Here is a 17,431-nt window from a genome sequence, read left to right on the forward strand (position 1 = left end):
CAGATGAGACGAGCATATAAAACACAGGCGAGCACATCGGCTCGCCTGGATAATACAATGAGAACAAGCTGCTAAAAAACGCGTAGTTGGGTTGGTTTCAAATACACCGTTTCACCCTGCTGAAAATTCAACTGGTTAAACTGGTCACGCCCAAGTTCAACATCCACATATTGCTCGTTGTCTGTACGTTTGATTTCAAGCCGCACCAGAGACCCGACCGAATGCACATAGGTTAAAGCGCCAACGATGCTATTGGCTTCGGCCACGCGGCTCACAGCAATTTCATAAGGGCGTACAAAGCCCTTGCCTTGTGGGGTTTCAAACGCATTCACATTGCCCAAAAACTCATACACAAACGGCGTCGCTGGCTGGTCGTACACCGCTTGCGGTGACCCTACCTGCTCGACCTGGCCGTGATTCATGACCACAATGGTGTCAGCCACTTCTAACGCTTCTTCCTGGTCATGCGTCACAAACACACTGGTCACATGCAACTCGTCGTGCAAGCGACGCAACCAGCGGCGCAGGTCTTTACGCACTTTGGCATCCAGCGCGCCAAACGGTTCATCCAGCAATAACACTTTAGGCTCTACCGCCAAGGCGCGTGCCAGTGCGATACGCTGACGCTGGCCGCCTGACAATTGTGGCGGATAGCGGTCTGCCAGCCAGTCTAATTGCACCAGTTTGAGCAAGTCGTGCACCCGTTTTTTGATTGCAGCATCAGATGGCCGGGTTTCTTTCGGCCGCACACGCAGGCCAAAAGCCACGTTTTCAAACACCGTCATATGGCGAAACAATGCGTAATGCTGAAACACAAAACCCACCTGGCGCTCACGCACATCACGATGCGTTGTATCTACGCCGTCAAACAATACCTGGCCACTATCGGGTGACTCTAACCCTGCAATAATGCGCAACAAGGTGGTTTTTCCGCAACCGGATGGCCCGAGTAAAGCCACCAGTTCGCCAGATGGCACTTGCAGGTTAATGTCACGCAGAGCGCTAAACTGGCCAAAGCCTTTGTTAATGTGTTGAATGGTAATGCTCATGTTAAGCCGTCACTTCCTTTTCAATATTGGCGGCATCACGCGAAGCCTGCCATTCGACATATGTTTTTAATACCAGGGTCACCAAAGCCAGCAGCGTCAGCAATGAAGCAACAGCAAACGCAGCCGCATAGTTATATTCGTTATACAAAATTTCGACATGCAGCGGCATGGTATTAGTCAGGCCGCGGATATGGCCAGACACCACAGACACCGCGCCAAACTCGCCCATGGCGCGTGCATTGGTCAAAATCACGCCATAAATCAGGCCCCATTTCACATTGGGCAAGGTCACGTGCCAAAGCATTTTCCAGCCCGAAGCGCCTAATACCAATGCGGCCTCTTCCTCTTCTTTGCCTTGCGCCTGCATGAGGGGAATCAACTCACGTGCGACAAACGGAAAGGTCACAAAAATAGTCGCCAGTACAATACCAGGCACCGCAAACACGACTTTAAAATCATGATCAATCAACCATTCACCAAACCAGCCTTGCAGGCCAAAAATCAGCACAAAAATCAAACCGGCAATCACCGGCGATACCGCAAACGGCAAATCAATCAGCGTGATGAGAAAACTTTTGCCTTTGAAGTCGAACTTGGTAATAGCCCAGGCTGCAGCGACGCCAAACACCAGATTTAATGGCACCGAAATCAACGACGCAATCAATGTCAGCTGCATGGCCGATAACGCATCTGCTTCAGTAATCGCCGCCAGGTAGACGCCCCAACCTTTACGCAAGGCCTCAGAAAATACCGCTGCCAGCGGAATCAGCAAAAACAGCCCTAAAAAAGCGAGGGCCAAGCCGATCAGGCCCCAACGCACCCAAGCAGGTTCAGAAGTGGCGCGTTTGAAAGCCACCTTGCCCTGGTATTGTTGAAATTGTGTGGTATGCATAAATTTTCTATTATTTAATGAATATTGTGAGCGAGCGGGATAAAGCACCAGGCGCATGGAACGCAAAAACCGGCATGTACTTACAGTACATGAGGATTTTGAGTACCGCGCAACGCCGTGATTTGCCCGCGTAGCCAATTATTTATTGCCATGGCGGTGATTGCTCCACCACTGCAACAGGTTAATCAGCAACAACAAGACGAAAGAAATCACCAGCATCACCACCGCAATGGCCGTTGCACCTGCATAGTCGTATTGCTCCAGCTTGGTAATAATCATCAGCGGTGTGATCTCGGAAATCATCGGCATATTGCCCGCAATAAAAATAACCGAACCATACTCACCCACCGCACGGGCAAAGGCCAGAGAAAATCCGGTGAGTAATGCAGGCCAAATGGCTGGCAGAATAATCTTGTAAAAAGTTTGCCAACGGTTAGCCCCCAGGCTGGCGGCGGCCTCTTCGGCTTCTGCGCTAAAGTCTTCCAGCACCGGCTGCACTGTGCGCACCACAAATGGCAAGCCAATAAACGTGAGTGCGACCACCACACCCAATGGCGTAAATGCGACTTTAATGCCGTGTGGTTCCAGCCATTGCCCTAACCAGCCATTGGGCGCATAAATCGCGGTGAGTGCAATACCTGCTACCGCAGTGGGCAAAGCAAACGGCAAATCAACCAAGGCATCGAGGACTTTTTTACCAAAAAACTGGTAGCGCACCAGCACCCAGGCGGTGAGCAAACCAAACACCAGATTAATCACGGCAGCAAGTAGTGAGGCGCCAAACGTGAGTTTGTATGTGGCAACCACGCGGGGGGTGGTCACCACTGCCCAAAATTCATGCAGGCTCAGTTCGGTCGTGCGTAAAAAAACGGCAGATAACGGAATCAACACAATCAGGCTTAAATAAACCAGTGTGACCCCTAATGACAGCCCAAAGCCGGGCAATAAATGTTTCTTTTTTTGTGATGCCATATTATGTGGTGACAAGTGTAAACAGGCGCTAATGTAGCTGGATTCTTTTAAATCTCAAAAGAATAAATAATCATTAATTTATAAGCGCCTGTTATATTAAGAAAAGCTGCAGATACCAGCCAATGACGTCAGCTTAATTACGCAACCCAATCATGCAACCTTAGGTGAGCGGTGCTGATATTGGTCATTAATGACCTTGGCCACCACCGGCGCTGCCAGCAAGTTGCCCTGCAAAATGGTCGCACCTGACGCAATCGCAATATCCAGCTGTTGCTGTGTTTCTATGCCCAAAATCACCGGCGCACTGCCTAGGTCCTGCACGGTTGCCACCAAGCCCTTTAGTGCCTTAGCCAGTGAAGGTTGCTGCGCTGCCTGCTGGATCACCGACACATCAAACTTGATGTAGTCATGGTGCGTGCTCCACAGCCGGTACAACTTGCTCTGATGGCCACCAACATGGTCAAACGCAATCTGGTAACCAAGCGCACGGTAGTTTTCAATCGCAGCAATCAGGTGCTTATCTTGCTCAATCAGCGACTCGTTGATCTCCAGCACCACACGGTGCGTAGGCACCGAGTATTTATGCAAAATCTGTTCAAATACCTTACCGTGTGCGCTCACCTCGAGCAATAACTTGGGATGCACGTTTAAAAACAGCAAACCGTTTTCCTGATGAATGGCACGGTAATTTAACACGTGCTGCGAGCGGCACACACGGTCAAACTGCACCAGCTTGCCAGATTGCTCGGCATAGGTGAATGCGAACTCGGGCGTGCTGCCCAGTGTGCCAAACAATGACGGACGGATCAGGGCTTCGTAGCCATAGATATCGCCTTGTTTAGCATCATAAATTGGCTGAAAAGCGGTTTTAAGATGCACCCCGATAAAGGTACTCTCATACTCACCCGAACTGGCTTCTAACAGCCCTAACTCTTCCAGATCCAGTGACAGTGCATGCTTTAACTCGGCACGTAACTGGACGATGTGTTCTGGCTCCTGATTTGATTGACGTTGCGTCATCGTGACTCCTTTTTGCGTACTGGCATGCGACTTCTTGACATGCTATTTTTGGACATGCTACTTCTGATAAATCTGGTCGAAAATACCGCCATCACTAAAGTGCGTATTGTCGGCTTCGTTCCAACTACCAAATACCTGTTTGACGGTGAATGTATGCAACTTTTTGAAAGCAGGTTGCGCCACTTCACTCACTTGCGGACGTAAATAATGCTTGGCCGCCAACGCTTGCCCTTGCGCTGAAAAATGAAACTCGAGATAAGCCTGTGCCACTTTGCGCGTGCCTTTTCTATCCACGACTTTATCCACCAGCGACACCGGGTTTTCGGCCAGCACGGTCACTGACGGGTAAATCACCTCGTATTTGTCTTCGCCCAGCTCTTTTTGTAGCAGGTAAACCTCATTTTCAAACGTCACCAACACATCGCCGATCTCGCGCTGGGCAAACGTTGTGGTTGCGCCACGGCCGCCGGTATCCAGCACCGGTACATGTTTAAACAGCTCCGTCACAAACTGGCGCGCTTTGGCAGCATCGCCACCTTTTTGTATCACATAGCCCCACGCCGCCAGGTAGCTGTATTTACCGTTACCAGAGGTTTTAGGGTTAGGAATCACCGACGTGACCCCTGGGCGTACCAGATCGTCCCAGTCTTTGACTTGCTTGGGGTTGCCTTTGCGCACCAAAAATACGGTTGGTGAGGCGCTAGGCACACTGTTATTTGGCAAACGCGTTTGCCAATTGGCTGGTATCAGTTTGCCTTTTTGTGCCAGGATATCAATGTCTGCACTGCGGTTCATGGTAATCACATCTGCCGGCAAACCATCGACCACAGAGCGCGCCTGCTTGGTTGAGCCGCCATGCGACTGATTAATCGTCACCGTTTCGCCGGTTTTCTCTTTCCAGTACTGGATAAACGCCGGGTTAAAATCCTTATAAAACTCGCGAGTCACATCATAAGAAGCATTCAACAACTCTGCAGCTTGCAGTGACACACTGCTCAACAACATGGCCAGTAAGGCACCACGTAAAACATTGGGCAAGACATTAGGCAAAACAAACGGCATACACAACTCCCTTATTATTATGAAACTGGTGTGCACTATAACGACAATCCAATATTTTTAAAAAGAATAAAATATAATATGTTTATAATTTTAAAATATATAAAAAACCACATAAATGCGCTCTACTGCATTGCAAACGATGATGCAGTAGAGTAATTTCTTAATGTCAAAAGGGAGACTCAAATCATGTTGCCTTTTGCTGGATCGCCCACTAAATAACTAAATGGAATAAGCAAATAATCAATAATTATTTGACTTTAACCCTATTCAATTAAAGCCGTTTATTTTATAGTGGGCGAATATTACAGCTGACTAGACCACTAGAAGCCAGTTTGCACTATTCGTGCAGCTGGCTTTTTTGTTTTTAACAGCTCAACGGATACTGACAGGACACATTGACGATGCAAGAAATCGCGATTGAGCACATCGTGCAAGAACTGGCCAACATACGAGAAAGCGCGTTACAACAACGGCAGCGATTATCACAACCACCAAAACTCCCTTCTCGTAAGGCATTGGGGCAATGCGTAGAGTGGCTCGCCGCCGCCCTATTTCCCAACAGGCTTGGGGACCCAGACATTCAAGCGAATGCGATTAACTTCTACGTCGGGACCACACTAGATAAAGCGCTGCGAGAGTTACAACACCAGATTCGCCTGGAGTTAGCATTTAAATCACCCAGTGAACCGATCAACCAGTTTCGCACGCAAGCGCACCATTTCACCGCCCAGTTTTCAGAGCAATTGCCACATATCCGCCTGCAACTGGATACCGATTTAGAGGCCGCCTACCAGGGTGACCCAGCCGCAGACAGCGTCGATGAAATTCTGGTCAGCTACCCTGGCATACTGGCACTGATCCACTACCGCATTGCACATGTGTTGCATGGATTAGGCCTGACCATCATCGCGCGTTTAATGACCGAAATTGCCCACTCGCAAACTGGCATCGACATTCACCCGGGCGCCAACATTGGCGATTACTTTTTTATCGACCATGGCACCGGGGTGGTGATTGGTGAAACCGCGATTATTGGCACCCATGTCCGCCTTTACCAGGCGGTGACACTGGGGGCCAAAAACTTTCCAAAAGACGCCAATGGTCACCTGGTGAAAAAGTTTGAACGTCACCCGATTTTAGAAGATTACGTGGTGGTTTACGCCGGGGCCACCATTCTGGGCCGTATCACCATCGGCAAACATTCCATTATTGGCGGCAATGTCTGGGTCACACGTAGCGTGCCTGCCAATAGTCATGTCACACAAGCGCACTCGGATGCTAAACCGATTCCGGTCGCTGCTTGATTTTTAACCACGCAACTTTCAGTCACTCACCGATTCGTTAGTTTAATAAGGAGAATAATAGTATGTCCGAACAACCAACCCAGAGCGCCTTGGGCGACGTCGCCGCACGAACGCTTGCCAATGCCACCAAATCGGTACCCATGCTCAGCACCATCAGCCCACGCTGGCTGGTGCATTTGCTCAATTGGGTGCCGGTAGAAGCGGGTATTTACCGTGTTAACAAGGCCAAAGATCCTAACGCCATTACCGTAGATTGCTCAAATAAAGATGAAAAAGAACTGCCAGCGACTTTTGTTGACTACGAAGAATGGGGCCGTGAATATGTATTAAATGCCGTCAACACCGTGGTAGATGTACATACCCGTGTGTCTGACCTTTACAGCAGCCCGCACAACCAGATCAAAGAGCAACTGCGCCTGACCATTGAAGTGGTCAAAGAGCGTCAGGAAAGTGAACTGATCAACAACAAAGAATACGGCTTGCTGAATAATGTGGCCAAGTCACAAACGGTGAAAACCCGTAACGGCTTCCCAACGCCGGATGATCTGGATGAACTGCTGACCAAAGTATGGAAAGAACCAGCGTTTTTTCTGGCCCACCCTAAAGCGATTGCTGCTTTTGGCCGTGAGTGCACACGCCGTGGCGTGCCACCGCCAACCGTGTCATTGTTTGGCTCACAGTTCCTCACCTGGCGCGGTGTACCGCTGATTCCTAGTGACAAATTGCCTATCGTTAATGGCAAATCCAAAATCCTGTTGCTGCGCGTAGGCGAGAGCAAGCAAGGCGTGATTGGCTTGTATCAACCGAATCTGCCTGGCCAACAAACCATGGGCTTATCGGTACGTTTTATGGGCATCAACCATAAAGCGATTGCGTCTTACCTGGTTTCACTGTATTGCTCACTGGCAGTGCTGACCGAAGATGCGATTGCCGTACTGGAAGATGTCGGAGTTGACCATTACTATGACTACAAGTAACCCTATCAATTTAGCGGCATTTGAACCTGAGGCTATTCTGGCTTCGTTGCCGGGCGAGCATCCCAAGATGACCGCGGCGCTGGGTGTCGGTCGCGAGCTGGAAAACACAGGCGTGCTGGATACGGCTACCCTGACCCAACTGGTGAATGACCTTTATGCCGAGGGCTTTCCGGCCACCGCACCGTTTGCGGCAGCAGACTTTGCGCAATCATTGGCAAGCTCGCACACACCGCAACCGTCGGTGCCCGCCACAGACTCATTGACCACAAAACTGGGCAATGTGGGTGGCGTTGGCGGTACTGCGTCACCAAGCTATGCGCAATCACAAGTGCAACCTGTCACGCTGGAAACACAAGCGCAGCAACTGACTTATGCGCCAGGCGTAGAAACGCTGGCCAGTGACCCGTTGCATAACCATCCGGCACACCTGAACGTGTTGCAGCCAGACGCCGCTTACCTGGCGCCTGCGGCCTTTGCTGGCCTGGGCATAGAAATTCCCTATCAGCAAGAGCTGGATCGCTGGTTGGGCACCGGAACAAGCCAGACGCCGTCATCTGCAGCATCGACGCAACCGGCCAACAACTCGTCTGCAGGCAGCGCGCAATCGTTTTATTTTTTGCAAGCAGAGCCAGCCGCCCTCAGTAGCCTGCCCGCCTCTGCCCACCCTGCGTTTGACGTGCATGCCGTGCGCCGTGACTTTCCTATTCTCAACGAACGTGTGAATGGGCGTCAGCTGGTCTGGTTTGATAACGCGGCCACCACGCACAAACCGCAGGTGGTGATTGATCGCATCAGCTATTTCTACCAGCACGAAAACTCCAATATTCACCGGGCTGCGCATGAACTGGCGGCGCGGGCGACGGATGCTTATGAAGATGCGCGCGAAACCGTGCGCCGCTTTATTAATGCACCGTCAGTGAATAATGTGATTTTTGTGCGCGGCACGACAGAAGCGATTAACCTGGTCGCTAAAACCTGGGGCAAAAAGCATCTGGCGGCGGGTGACGAGATTGTGGTTTCCAACCTGGAGCATCACGCTAACATCGTGCCCTGGCAGCAACTGTGCCAGGAAACAGGCGCGGTCATCAAAGTGATTCCGGTGGATGACAGCGGCCAGATTTTGCTGGAGGAATACCAGAAACTGCTCACGGCCAAAACCAAGCTGGTCTCTTTCACACAAGTCTCAAATGCTTTGGGCACGGTCACGCCAGCGCAGGAAATGATTGCCATGGCACACCGTGTTGGCGCCAAGGTGTTGCTGGATGGCGCGCAATCGGTCTCGCACCTGCGTACCGATGTACAAACGCTGGATGCAGATTTTTTTGTGTTCTCAGGGCACAAGATTTTTGGCCCAACCGGCATCGGCGCGCTCTATGGCAAAGCGGACGTATTGCAGGACATGCCCGCCTGGCAAGGCGGCGGCAATATGATTCAGGACGTCACGTTTGAAAAAACGGTCTACCACGCAGCCCCGGCCAAGTTTGAGGCAGGCACCGGCAATATTGCCGATGCTGTCGGTTTGGGTGCTGCACTCAAGTATGTAGAGCGCTTAGGTATCGAGAATATCGCCGCCTATGAGCACGCCTTGCTTGAGTATGCCACCGCAGCCATGAGCCAGATTCCTAATCTGCGCTTAATAGGCACAGCCAAGCATAAGGCCAGCGTACTGTCTTTTGCACTCAAAGGCTATCAGAGTGAAGAAGTCGGCGCTGCACTTAATGAAGAAGGCATTGCCGTGCGCTCTGGTCACCATTGTGCGCAACCCATTTTGCGCCGTTTTGGGGTAGAAACCACCGTGCGTCCTTCATTGGCGTTTTATAACACCTATGAAGAAATTGACCGCATGATTGCAGTATTACAGCGACTGGCGTCTTACCACGCTTAACACGGTTTTATCCTTGCAGCCATTCACCAGCCGGTGAATGGCTGTTTTTTTGCCTGTGCGCGCAAATCACCATGTGTTGTGACATTCTGCCCAACCCTCTGTAAAATCGCTATAGCAACCGAGCCGGTGCTGCCCTCTACACACAGAATATTGACCGATGAAATTTGATCCGCGCAATAACAAATTTACTTCTATTTTTACCAGAGAGCTGCTGGAGGCCACGCTGCCTTCAGTGCTTCTGATCTGTCTGGCGCTGTTTTTTGCCTATAAATTCATAGACCCGGCACCGCCACGCAAGATTGTGATCGCCACTGGCGAAGCAGATTTAAACTACAACGCTTTTGCCGCCATTTACGGTGTTTATCTGCAAAAAGAAGGCATTACACTAGAAATCCGCAAAACGTCTGGTGACACTGAAAACCTGCGTTTACTGAAAGACCCGGAATCAGGCGTCGATATTGCCTTTATTCAAGATGGCGTCGCCCACAGTGAAGGCGCAGGCTCACTACTCTCTTTAGGTAGCCTGTATTACCAGCCGGTGTGGATATTTTGCCGCTGCAAAGCAGGTATTACACATTTATCTACGCTCAAAGGTAAACGTATCGCCATCGGCTACGCGGGTAATGGCACGCATACCCTGGTCAGCACCCTACTGACTGAAAGCGGGATTAATAGCAGCAACACCAAACTGCTGGCGATTGGCGGTGAAGAAGCCGCCATGGCCTTGCAACAAGGCACACTGGATGCAGCTCTATTTGTGGATGTGGCCAATTCGGGCATGGTGCATGAAATGGTGACAAATAAACGCTTGCATTTGCTAAGCCTGGACACCGCCGAAGCGTTCTCTCGTAAATTTCCATTTATGCATCACCTGGTGCTACCAGAAGGTGCTATGGACCTGGCTAAGAATACGCCCAGCCATGATGTACACCTGGTGGCGCCCACGGCAACGCTGGTCGTCAAAGAAAGTATGCATCCGGCACTGGCCTATCTGATGATGAAAGTGATTGCCGAAGTACACGGCGGCCCAAGTATGTTTAATAGCAAAGGCGAGTTTCCATCTGCTAAAGATACCGACTTTCCGCTCAGCGCGCAGGCACTTAATTTTTATAAGTCCGGCTTGCCGATTATTGATAAATATCTGCCGTTTTGGGCGGCGACATTTGTAAACCGAACCTTGATCGTTATTTTGCCATTACTGGCATTGCTTATCCCGCTGACCAAAATCATTCCGATGGTGTATGTCTGGCTGGTGAAACGAAAACTGTTTCGTTATTACGGTGAGTTGCGCTTTTTGGATACCCAGCTACAGGAAATTAAAAGCGCTGAAGACCTGCAAGAATGCCTGCAAAAACTCAATGATATTGAGGCCAAAGTGGTCAATGTGAAGTTACCGGTGCCATTTTCACAATATGCCTACGAACTGCGCGCACATATCGAGCTGGTCAGGTCAAAACTCAACCATCACAAGTTTCAATCAGCAACGGCCAACTAATACGTCTGTGCCAATCAAATACTCACGCAAGCCTTGCGCTCACCCACGCTTGCAAGGCTTGCTCTTCCATCGGCTTGGCGTATAAATAGCCTTGTACCAAATCACAGCCCAGGCTTTTCAGGTATTCAGCTTGCGCCTCAGTCTCCACACCTTCGGCGACGATCTGGTAATGCAGATTTTTGCCCAGCACCACAATGGCACTGGTCACCGCCTCTGAGCGCTCTTTGCCAGGCACATCATTGACAAAAGAACGGTCAACTTTTAAATAGTCTCCAGGAATATCGCGTAAATACGCCAGGCAAGAATAGCCGGTGCCAAAATCATCAATCGCCAGCTTAACCCCCAGTTGCTTGAGCGCCTGCAAACTATCAGTGCCTTTACTGTCAGAGTGAATCAGCGCACTTTCAGTGAGCTCTATCACCAGGCGGTCAGCGGACAAGCCGGTTTCACGCAACACTTGCAACACATAATCGGTAAAGCCGGGCGACCGCAATTGCATGGGCGAGACGTTAACCGACACCTTCACCTGGCTCAATGCGCCCTCTTGCCAGGCAGCCACCTGCTGGCAAGCCGCTTTTAATACCCAGGCACCCATGGGCACAATCAGGCCGGTCAGTTCGGCTACGCCAATAAACTTGGCTGGCGGCACCACCCCTTGTTGCGGATGTTGCCAGCGAATTAATGCTTCAACACCGACCAGTTCGCCAGTGATGAAATTTAATTGCGGCTGATAAACCAGATAAAACTCTTGATGTGCAATTGCCGCCTCCAGCTCGCTGGCAAATGCCAGGTCTTCAGGCGGTAACACTTGCTCATGCATCACCCCTTTGCGGTAATAAGTAAAGGTCATGATACTGACCACGCAAATCAGTGCCAGCGTAATAATCAACGGCGTCAAACGATAATCGTGTTTAAAATAAACGCCTACACCACCCAGCACAATCGCACACAAAAACAGCAGACTGATAATCCAGCGCAAATGCTTGCCGGTATCATCGAGCAATAACAAATAACTCATAGAAGTTTGCGACACCTGCTTGGCAAGCAAGGCAGAAGCACACAACAAGCCGCCCAGGCAAGACAACGTAGAAAGTTGCCCATAGGCATCAGGAATGCCGTAGGCACGCGCCAATAGACCAGTCACCGGCATCAGCAAGGCGACACTCAATACTGCCTGGCTGGCCCTGTTACATTGGAAGTGGCAGAGTAAAAGACCTGCGATCACCAGCAACGACATGCCGAAATCGGTGGCGATCTGGCCCTGGCTGACGACTTGTGAAAAATTACGGATAGACGCGATATGACTAAAAGACGCGTGGCTACTTAATAGCCAGTAAGCTTGCAGACAATAGGCCAGCAATACACCGCCAATCAGCCATCCAACGAAAGCCTGATCACGCCTGGTGTCGTATATCACACGCAAACTGACTACAATAAAAATAAGGTAGCTCAGACTCTGCAGCACACTGAGTTCAAAGGTGTGGTGCAAGTCGATGAACGAAAAACCTAGCATCACGCTGACAATACTGGCGAGCGCGAGCCAAGGAGAGTACCTCTGCACGGTTCTAAGAAAACGATGCCGCATATACAAACGTTGCGTCGCGCATTCCTGAACAGTGACAGCTGACCAGTCAATGCTGGATACTGACATGTTGCCCCCTGTCTAGATCTATTATTATCCCCCGCTTATCGCAGGGTGTTTTGTCTTACTATAGGCGCAATTACATTGAAGCCAACATAAAAGCAAACAGGGTTTTATCATCCTTTAAATCAAATTAAATTGATACTCATGGATGATTTGCTATTAAAACGTATTCTCTTGTAACAGAGCACGACACAAGCAGCATGCCGGTATAAAAATCAATCAGGCATCAACGGTCAATTCGTTTGCCACCCATTGTTGCAGCGCTTGCGCATCCAGTGGTCTGGCAAACAAAAAGCCTTGCGCGATGTCGCAACCGATACCTTTCAAAAAAGCGGCCTGGGCTTCTGTTTCAATGCCTTCGGCAATAATGCGGTAGTCCAGGCTTTTACCCAGGCTCACAATGGCCTGAATCACGGCTTCTGCCTTGTTATGGCCTGGTAGTTCCATCACAAATGAGCGGTCAACTTTCAAATAGTCGCCAGGAATATCCCGCAGATAAGACAAACAAGAATAACCAGTGCCAAAATCATCAATCGCCAGTTTGATGCCTGCCTGCTTTAAACGATGCATAATGCGTGAATTTTCGCCATCATCTTGCACAAAAGCGCTTTCAGTCAGCTCGACCACAAGCCGTTGCGGTGGTAAGCCGGTTTCAGCCAGAATTTGCAAAATATCCTCAACCAGCGTGCCTGACTTTAATTGCAGCGCCGAGACATTCACCGCCACCTCAATCTTGCCCAGCACCGGGTGATGGTTCCACTGTGCAGCCTGTGTACAGGCGGTGCGCATGACCCATTTACCCAAAGGCACAATCAGCCCGGTGAGTTCGGCGACACGAATAAATTTTTCAGGCGAAATCACGCCTTTGTCGGGATGCTGCCAGCGCACTAAAGCCTCTACGCCTTTTAACTTGCCGGTACTAAAATCAATTTGGGGTTGATACACCATAAAAAACTGATGGTTATCCAGCGCAGACTCTACCTGGCTAGCAAAGTCCATATCCGTCGCAGGCAACATTTGCTCACTGGTTTGGCCTCTGCGGTAATAGGTGACAGTCATCGTGTAGATAATCGCCAAAATAGAAACCACCACCACAACCGGTAGCGCACGCATATTGTCACCAAACTCCACCCCTGCCCTGGCCAGCATAATGGCAAAAAAACTCAAGAACACAATGCTGAATCGAATTTGCTTGCCGTTGTCATCCATCAACAGCAAATAGCTCATGGGTGGATGCGAAGCATGCTTGGCCAGTAAGCCGAATGCACACAGCAAACCGCTTAAGGTCGTCAAAGGTGACATCAGACCATAAGGCTGTGCAATGCCACACAAAAAACCCAGCAGCGGGATTAGCGGAATCATGACTGCAACATATAAAATTGCCTGGCTCGTGGCCAGCCAGCCCGAACGTTGAAATAGATAAGAGGTCGCAATTAGACAAGCCAGCAAGGCGCCTGCGGCGTTCTCGATAATCGGGGAGAGTTGGTGTATCTGAATATCATTCGACATGCGCAATAACTGCGCGGTATCGTTAAAGTCTGCTGCATAAGGCGTCAGCTGTACCACAAACAGGCTGACAGTCACCAGTGACATGGTGAGCATGGCCAGATTGTTACGGCCGTTTTCCAGCAATAGGTTATAACTGACCAGAATAAAGGTGAGATACGTGAGTAATTGCGCCAGCCAGACATTATTGGCGACATCGAGCAAATAATGCGGAAAGCCCAGCAAACCGCAGACCATGCTGGCCATGGCCAAAAAATGGGTATTGTCTTGTACTTTACGCACAAGACGATGCCGCATAAATTGCCGCTGCGTTGCATTTTCGCTGAGTGGCGCTGTTTGGTCGCCAATCCCGGTTTGACTCATCATTTACCCTTTAACCACTATCACCACGTCATTTTGCGCATGGGCACAAAAAGATTCTTGAGTCAGGTCATTAAACCTGACATCTCTATGGTGTTATCGGCCAAACAAATGGATAAATTTAGACCTAATTTAAAAAAACTTAAACTTTCGTGAACGCAGCACTACATTTCATCAGGCGGCTTCCAGCACACGCTGCATGCCATCGGCACTATTGCGGGTATACACCACCTTGAGGCCACGTTTGTGCGCCACATGCTTGATACGATACATCATGGAATGATTGAGCCAGCCAGTCACTAACACAATCACATTGACGTTTGCCGGTAGCTCGCGCTTGACATCGCCGGGCTTTCTGCCCGTCCAGTGATCAATTTTATCGATCCCCTGCGCGTGCAGCACCTGTTTGATGCCTTCAATGCGGTCACCACCAATCACTAATGCTTTTGACATGAAACACTCTCCTTTTGTAGAGAAAGAAAAAGGCATTGGGTAAATGCCTTTTTCTGTTGATCAAATCTTATTTCTGGTAAATCTCGTCAAACACACCGCCATCGGCAAAATGTGTTTTTTGTGCTTTTTGCCAGCCACCAAACGTTTCGTCAATTTTGATCAAATTGACCTTTGGAAACTGTTTTTCGTACTTTTTAGCCACAGAGTCCAGGGTTGGACGGTAATAGTTTTTCGCCGCAATTTCCTGGCCTTCTTCGCTGTACAAATATTCCAGGTAAGCTTTTGCAACCGCTTCAGTGCCATGTCGCTTGGCATTTTTATCAACCACCGTCACTGGCGGTTCAGCCAAAATCGACAAAGAAGGCACCACGATATCAAACTTGTCCGGGCCTAGTTCTTTCTGCGCCAGGAAGGCTTCGTTTTCCCAAGCCAGCAACACATCACCAATACCACGCTCGACAAACGTGGTGGTTGAGCCACGCGCACCGCTATCCAGCACCGGTACGTTTTTAAACAGCTTTTTCAAGAAGTCCTTGGCTTTGGCATCATCGTTATTGTTCTGCTTTAACGCATAGGCATAGGCCGCCAGGTAGTTCCAGCGTGCACCGCCCGAGGTTTTCGGGTTAGGCGTAATCACTGAAGTGCCCGGTTTGACCAAGTCATTCCAGTCCTTGATGCTTTTTGGATTGCCCTTACGCACCAAAAACACAATGGTCGACGTGTAAGGAGAGCTGTTATGCGGTAAACGCTTTTGCCAGTCGGGCCCGAACAAGCGGCCTTTACTGCCGACTTCGTCAATGTCGTAAGACAAAGCCAAAGTCACTACGTCAGCTTGCAAACCGTCAATCACTGAACGTGCCTGCTTACCGGAACCACCGTGTGATTGTTTGATAATCACATTGTCACCTGTTTTGGCTTTCCAGTATTTGGCAAACGCATCGTTGTAGTCTTGATACAACTCACGTGTTGGGTCGTAAGACACATTAAGCAAGTTCACATCAGCCGCCGATGCAGCCACTGGCAATGCAAAGGCAACCGCTGCAATCACCTTGAGTAAGGTAGTATTAAATTTCATGCTGTTCCCCGATTAAAAACCCAACAAAGTGAGTTCGGTGTAGAAGAAATTGGAGCTGTCGGAACGATCAGCTTGACCAGCGACCTTACGTGAAGTCTCCTTCACAAAATCACCTGCCCAAAAATGCGCGTAGCCTAAGTTCAGAGATGTATACTGACTCAATGGGAAACGCACGCGTAAATCAAACTCTTTGCCTAAATCACGGCCTGCATTACCTGTGACATCCTGCAAGTTGTTACCTGCTGCCCAACGATCCGTTGCGCTATCGAGGCGATACCAGCTAAACCCAGTGTCAACTTTCACGTTTTCCAAAAACGGCACCTTAGGGTCAAATTCAGCACGCACTTTCGCTGCACGAATATTGTTCATTTGAATATAGTCGTTGTTAGACCAAGGACGGGCAAAACCAAACAAACGGTCAAAACCCTGGTTGTCAGAAGTATCTGTCGCTGTCGTGCCAGACACTTTGTCACCGCTGGCTACGCCATAAGAACCGCTGAAACGAGGTTTCCATGAAAGCTTGTTAAAGGTGTAGCCAACTTCTGCGGTGTAGGCATATGCATCATGGTCAACGTTGATATAACGACCTGTCGCCAGACTACCGATATATCGCTGAACCTCGCCCCACTGCTTGCTATAGCTCGCGTCGTAGTCCCATTGCGTACCAGGAATCACACCATAAACACGCACACCGCCGGTATTAATTTCACGGTCAATGCTTGCTCTTGTCTGTTGTATGGCAGTGTAAACACTGCGGTCACTATAAGCGGTACCGTTACCGTCATATTCAACCCTGTTACCATTCTGCTTCAGGTAAAAATAGTATGGCTGAATGGTCACGTATTCAGACCAACCACGCCAGTCACCCACCAGGCCGTAAAACTTCTGGGCATGGTCCACTTGATCCAACTGGTTTGCAAAGCGTTGAACAGGTTGTACCGCAAAGGCTTCCAACTGCCAGTCGTTTTTCTTTTCACCAATATTGGCGCGAATCCCCTGGAAAGTGTTGGTCGTGTTACGCCATTCGTTACGGGCAATTAAGCGACGATCCAGGTCTTCCCAAGCCAGGCGGCCACCACGGACCCAGAATGGGCGATTGTTGCCTAGGTCATCCTTGCCAAAAATACTTTCTTTGAAATACAACTCCAAATAAGCCTGCAAAAAGTCAGCATGGTCGATATCTTTGGGGTCATTTGATAAACGGCGATCCGTACTATCGTTGTAGTCACTGTGATTACGGCGAGAGTCTTGTACTTCAACCGCGAAACGGAACGGGTCTAAAATATTTTTCAACCCCACATAAGCACGTGAACGCAACAAGAGCGGATCATCAATGTTTTCTTGTGCACGGCGAAAATCGTTTTGACGACTTTCATAACGCGCGCGATATTCAAAACCAATATCCAGCCAGTCAACATCAGCAAAGCTGTCGTAGTCTTTTAACCACGTTTTGTTTAACTGTTTAACATAGCGAGGTGGCTCGGTTTCTTTTTGCGTGCCATAACTGCGACGCTCAAGGTAATAACCATTCGCCGCTTTGGCAGCAGCTTTTTCTTCGGCTTTGATTTCAGCCAAACGTGCTTTTACTTTTTTCTGTTGCTCAGTATCCTCTACTTGTGTCTCTGCCAGCTGCACCTCTTCTGCTGAGGCCACGCCATTACCCAGCCACCACACACCTGCGGTTGCCAGTGCAAGACTTATTTTCTTTAACTGCATGTATTATCTCCCGTAAATTA

14 protein-coding genes are annotated in these 17,431 nt (G+C 49.6%); 4 read left to right on the plus strand and 10 right to left on the minus strand.

Annotated elements, in window-relative coordinates; genetic code table 11:
* Window positions 1-71: 71 nt before the first annotated feature.
* The 5 genes from METH5_RS0100270 to METH5_RS0100290 all read right to left on the minus strand — a co-directional run bounded on the left by METH5_RS0100270 (window position 72) and on the right by METH5_RS0100290 (window position 4,938).
* Entirely contained in the window at window positions 72-1,049 is a 978-nt protein-coding gene (locus METH5_RS0100270; RefSeq protein ID WP_029146602.1) for a sulfate/molybdate ABC transporter ATP-binding protein, read from the minus strand.
* A 1-nt stretch (window position 1,050) separates the two neighbouring features.
* Window positions 1,051-1,941: a sulfate ABC transporter permease subunit CysW gene (gene cysW, locus METH5_RS0100275; protein WP_029146603.1), complete on the minus strand. Its 891-nt coding sequence runs from the start codon at window positions 1,939-1,941 to the stop codon at window positions 1,051-1,053.
* Between the two features lie 138 nt (window positions 1,942-2,079).
* Window positions 2,080-2,913, minus strand: a complete 834-nt coding sequence (gene cysT, locus METH5_RS0100280; protein ID WP_029146604.1) for a sulfate ABC transporter permease subunit CysT — start codon at window positions 2,911-2,913, stop codon at window positions 2,080-2,082.
* 150 nt (window positions 2,914-3,063) lie between these two features.
* A complete protein-coding gene (locus METH5_RS0100285) occupies window positions 3,064-3,933 on the minus strand; it encodes an EAL domain-containing protein (RefSeq protein WP_029146605.1) in 870 nt (289 codons plus the stop codon).
* 57 nt (window positions 3,934-3,990) lie between these two features.
* Window positions 3,991-4,938, minus strand: a complete 948-nt coding sequence (locus METH5_RS0100290) for a sulfate ABC transporter substrate-binding protein (protein WP_198290704.1) — start codon at window positions 4,936-4,938, stop codon at window positions 3,991-3,993.
* Window positions 4,939-5,396: 458 nt separating this feature from the next.
* Here METH5_RS0100290 and epsC point away from each other — a divergent pair, with 458 nt between their 5' ends.
* The 4 genes from epsC to METH5_RS0100310 all read left to right on the plus strand — a co-directional run bounded on the left by epsC (window position 5,397) and on the right by METH5_RS0100310 (window position 10,656).
* Complete coding sequence (epsC, locus tag METH5_RS0100295) at window positions 5,397-6,299, plus strand: serine O-acetyltransferase EpsC (protein ID WP_029146607.1); 903 nt, start codon at window positions 5,397-5,399, stop codon at window positions 6,297-6,299.
* Between the two features lie 62 nt (window positions 6,300-6,361).
* Window positions 6,362-7,276: a family 2A encapsulin nanocompartment shell protein gene (locus METH5_RS0100300; protein ID WP_019882668.1), complete on the plus strand. Its 915-nt coding sequence runs from the start codon at window positions 6,362-6,364 to the stop codon at window positions 7,274-7,276.
* A complete protein-coding gene (locus tag METH5_RS0100305) occupies window positions 7,263-9,161 on the plus strand; it encodes a family 2A encapsulin nanocompartment cargo protein cysteine desulfurase (protein WP_029146608.1) in 1,899 nt (632 codons plus the stop codon). Before METH5_RS0100300 ends, METH5_RS0100305 begins: the two co-directional genes overlap by 14 nt.
* A 157-nt stretch (window positions 9,162-9,318) precedes the next feature.
* On the plus strand, window positions 9,319-10,656 hold the full coding sequence (locus METH5_RS0100310) for a TAXI family TRAP transporter solute-binding subunit (RefSeq protein WP_029146609.1): 1,338 nt from the start codon (window positions 9,319-9,321) through the stop codon (window positions 10,654-10,656).
* Between the two features lie 22 nt (window positions 10,657-10,678).
* Here the strand turns inward: METH5_RS0100310 and METH5_RS0100315 are convergent, their stop codons facing one another.
* From METH5_RS0100315 to METH5_RS0100335, 5 genes are all read right to left on the minus strand, one after another.
* Complete coding sequence (locus tag METH5_RS0100315) at window positions 10,679-12,307, minus strand: EAL domain-containing protein (protein WP_036307436.1); 1,629 nt, start codon at window positions 12,305-12,307, stop codon at window positions 10,679-10,681.
* A gap of 213 nt (window positions 12,308-12,520) precedes the next feature.
* Complete coding sequence (locus tag METH5_RS0100320) at window positions 12,521-14,173, minus strand: bifunctional diguanylate cyclase/phosphodiesterase (RefSeq protein WP_232410879.1); 1,653 nt, start codon at window positions 14,171-14,173, stop codon at window positions 12,521-12,523.
* A gap of 168 nt (window positions 14,174-14,341) precedes the next feature.
* A complete protein-coding gene (locus tag METH5_RS0100325; protein WP_029146612.1) occupies window positions 14,342-14,620 on the minus strand; it encodes a DUF2325 domain-containing protein in 279 nt (92 codons plus the stop codon).
* A 67-nt stretch (window positions 14,621-14,687) separates the two neighbouring features.
* Window positions 14,688-15,695, minus strand: a complete 1,008-nt coding sequence (locus METH5_RS0100330) for a sulfate ABC transporter substrate-binding protein (RefSeq protein ID WP_029146613.1) — start codon at window positions 15,693-15,695, stop codon at window positions 14,688-14,690.
* Between the two features lie 12 nt (window positions 15,696-15,707).
* Complete coding sequence (locus METH5_RS0100335; RefSeq protein WP_029146614.1) at window positions 15,708-17,411, minus strand: alginate export family protein; 1,704 nt, start codon at window positions 17,409-17,411, stop codon at window positions 15,708-15,710.
* Window positions 17,412-17,431: the final 20 nt, after the last annotated feature.

This window comes from Methylophilus sp. 5, assembly GCF_000515275.1.
Classification (GTDB): domain Bacteria; phylum Pseudomonadota; class Gammaproteobacteria; order Burkholderiales; family Methylophilaceae; genus Methylophilus.

Excerpts from the sequence above, each read along its gene's own strand:
- METH5_RS0100270 (WP_029146602.1), bottom strand. The coding sequence starts at position 1,049 with ATGAGCATTACCATTCAACACATTAACAAAGGCTTTGGCCAGTTTAGC.
- cysT (WP_029146604.1), bottom strand. The coding sequence starts at position 2,913 with ATGGCATCACAAAAAAAGAAACATTTATTGCCCGGCTTTGGGCTGTCA.
- METH5_RS0100335 (WP_029146614.1), bottom strand. The coding sequence starts at position 17,411 with ATGCAGTTAAAGAAAATAAGTCTTGCACTGGCAACCGCAGGTGTGTGG.
- METH5_RS0100285 (WP_029146605.1), bottom strand. The coding sequence starts at position 3,933 with ATGACGCAACGTCAATCAAATCAGGAGCCAGAACACATCGTCCAGTTA.
- METH5_RS0100310 (WP_029146609.1), top strand. The coding sequence starts at position 9,319 with ATGAAATTTGATCCGCGCAATAACAAATTTACTTCTATTTTTACCAGA.
- METH5_RS0100305 (WP_029146608.1), top strand. The coding sequence starts at position 7,263 with ATGACTACAAGTAACCCTATCAATTTAGCGGCATTTGAACCTGAGGCT.
- METH5_RS0100300 (WP_019882668.1), top strand. The coding sequence starts at position 6,362 with ATGTCCGAACAACCAACCCAGAGCGCCTTGGGCGACGTCGCCGCACGA.
- METH5_RS0100315 (WP_036307436.1), bottom strand. The coding sequence starts at position 12,307 with ATGTCAGTATCCAGCATTGACTGGTCAGCTGTCACTGTTCAGGAATGC.
- epsC (WP_029146607.1), top strand. The coding sequence starts at position 5,397 with ATGCAAGAAATCGCGATTGAGCACATCGTGCAAGAACTGGCCAACATA.
- METH5_RS0100325 (WP_029146612.1), bottom strand. The coding sequence starts at position 14,620 with ATGTCAAAAGCATTAGTGATTGGTGGTGACCGCATTGAAGGCATCAAA.
- METH5_RS0100330 (WP_029146613.1), bottom strand. The coding sequence starts at position 15,695 with ATGAAATTTAATACTACCTTACTCAAGGTGATTGCAGCGGTTGCCTTT.
- METH5_RS0100320 (WP_232410879.1), bottom strand. The coding sequence starts at position 14,173 with ATGATGAGTCAAACCGGGATTGGCGACCAAACAGCGCCACTCAGCGAA.
- cysW (WP_029146603.1), bottom strand. The coding sequence starts at position 1,941 with ATGCATACCACACAATTTCAACAATACCAGGGCAAGGTGGCTTTCAAA.
- METH5_RS0100290 (WP_198290704.1), bottom strand. The coding sequence starts at position 4,938 with ATGTTGTTGAGCAGTGTGTCACTGCAAGCTGCAGAGTTGTTGAATGCT.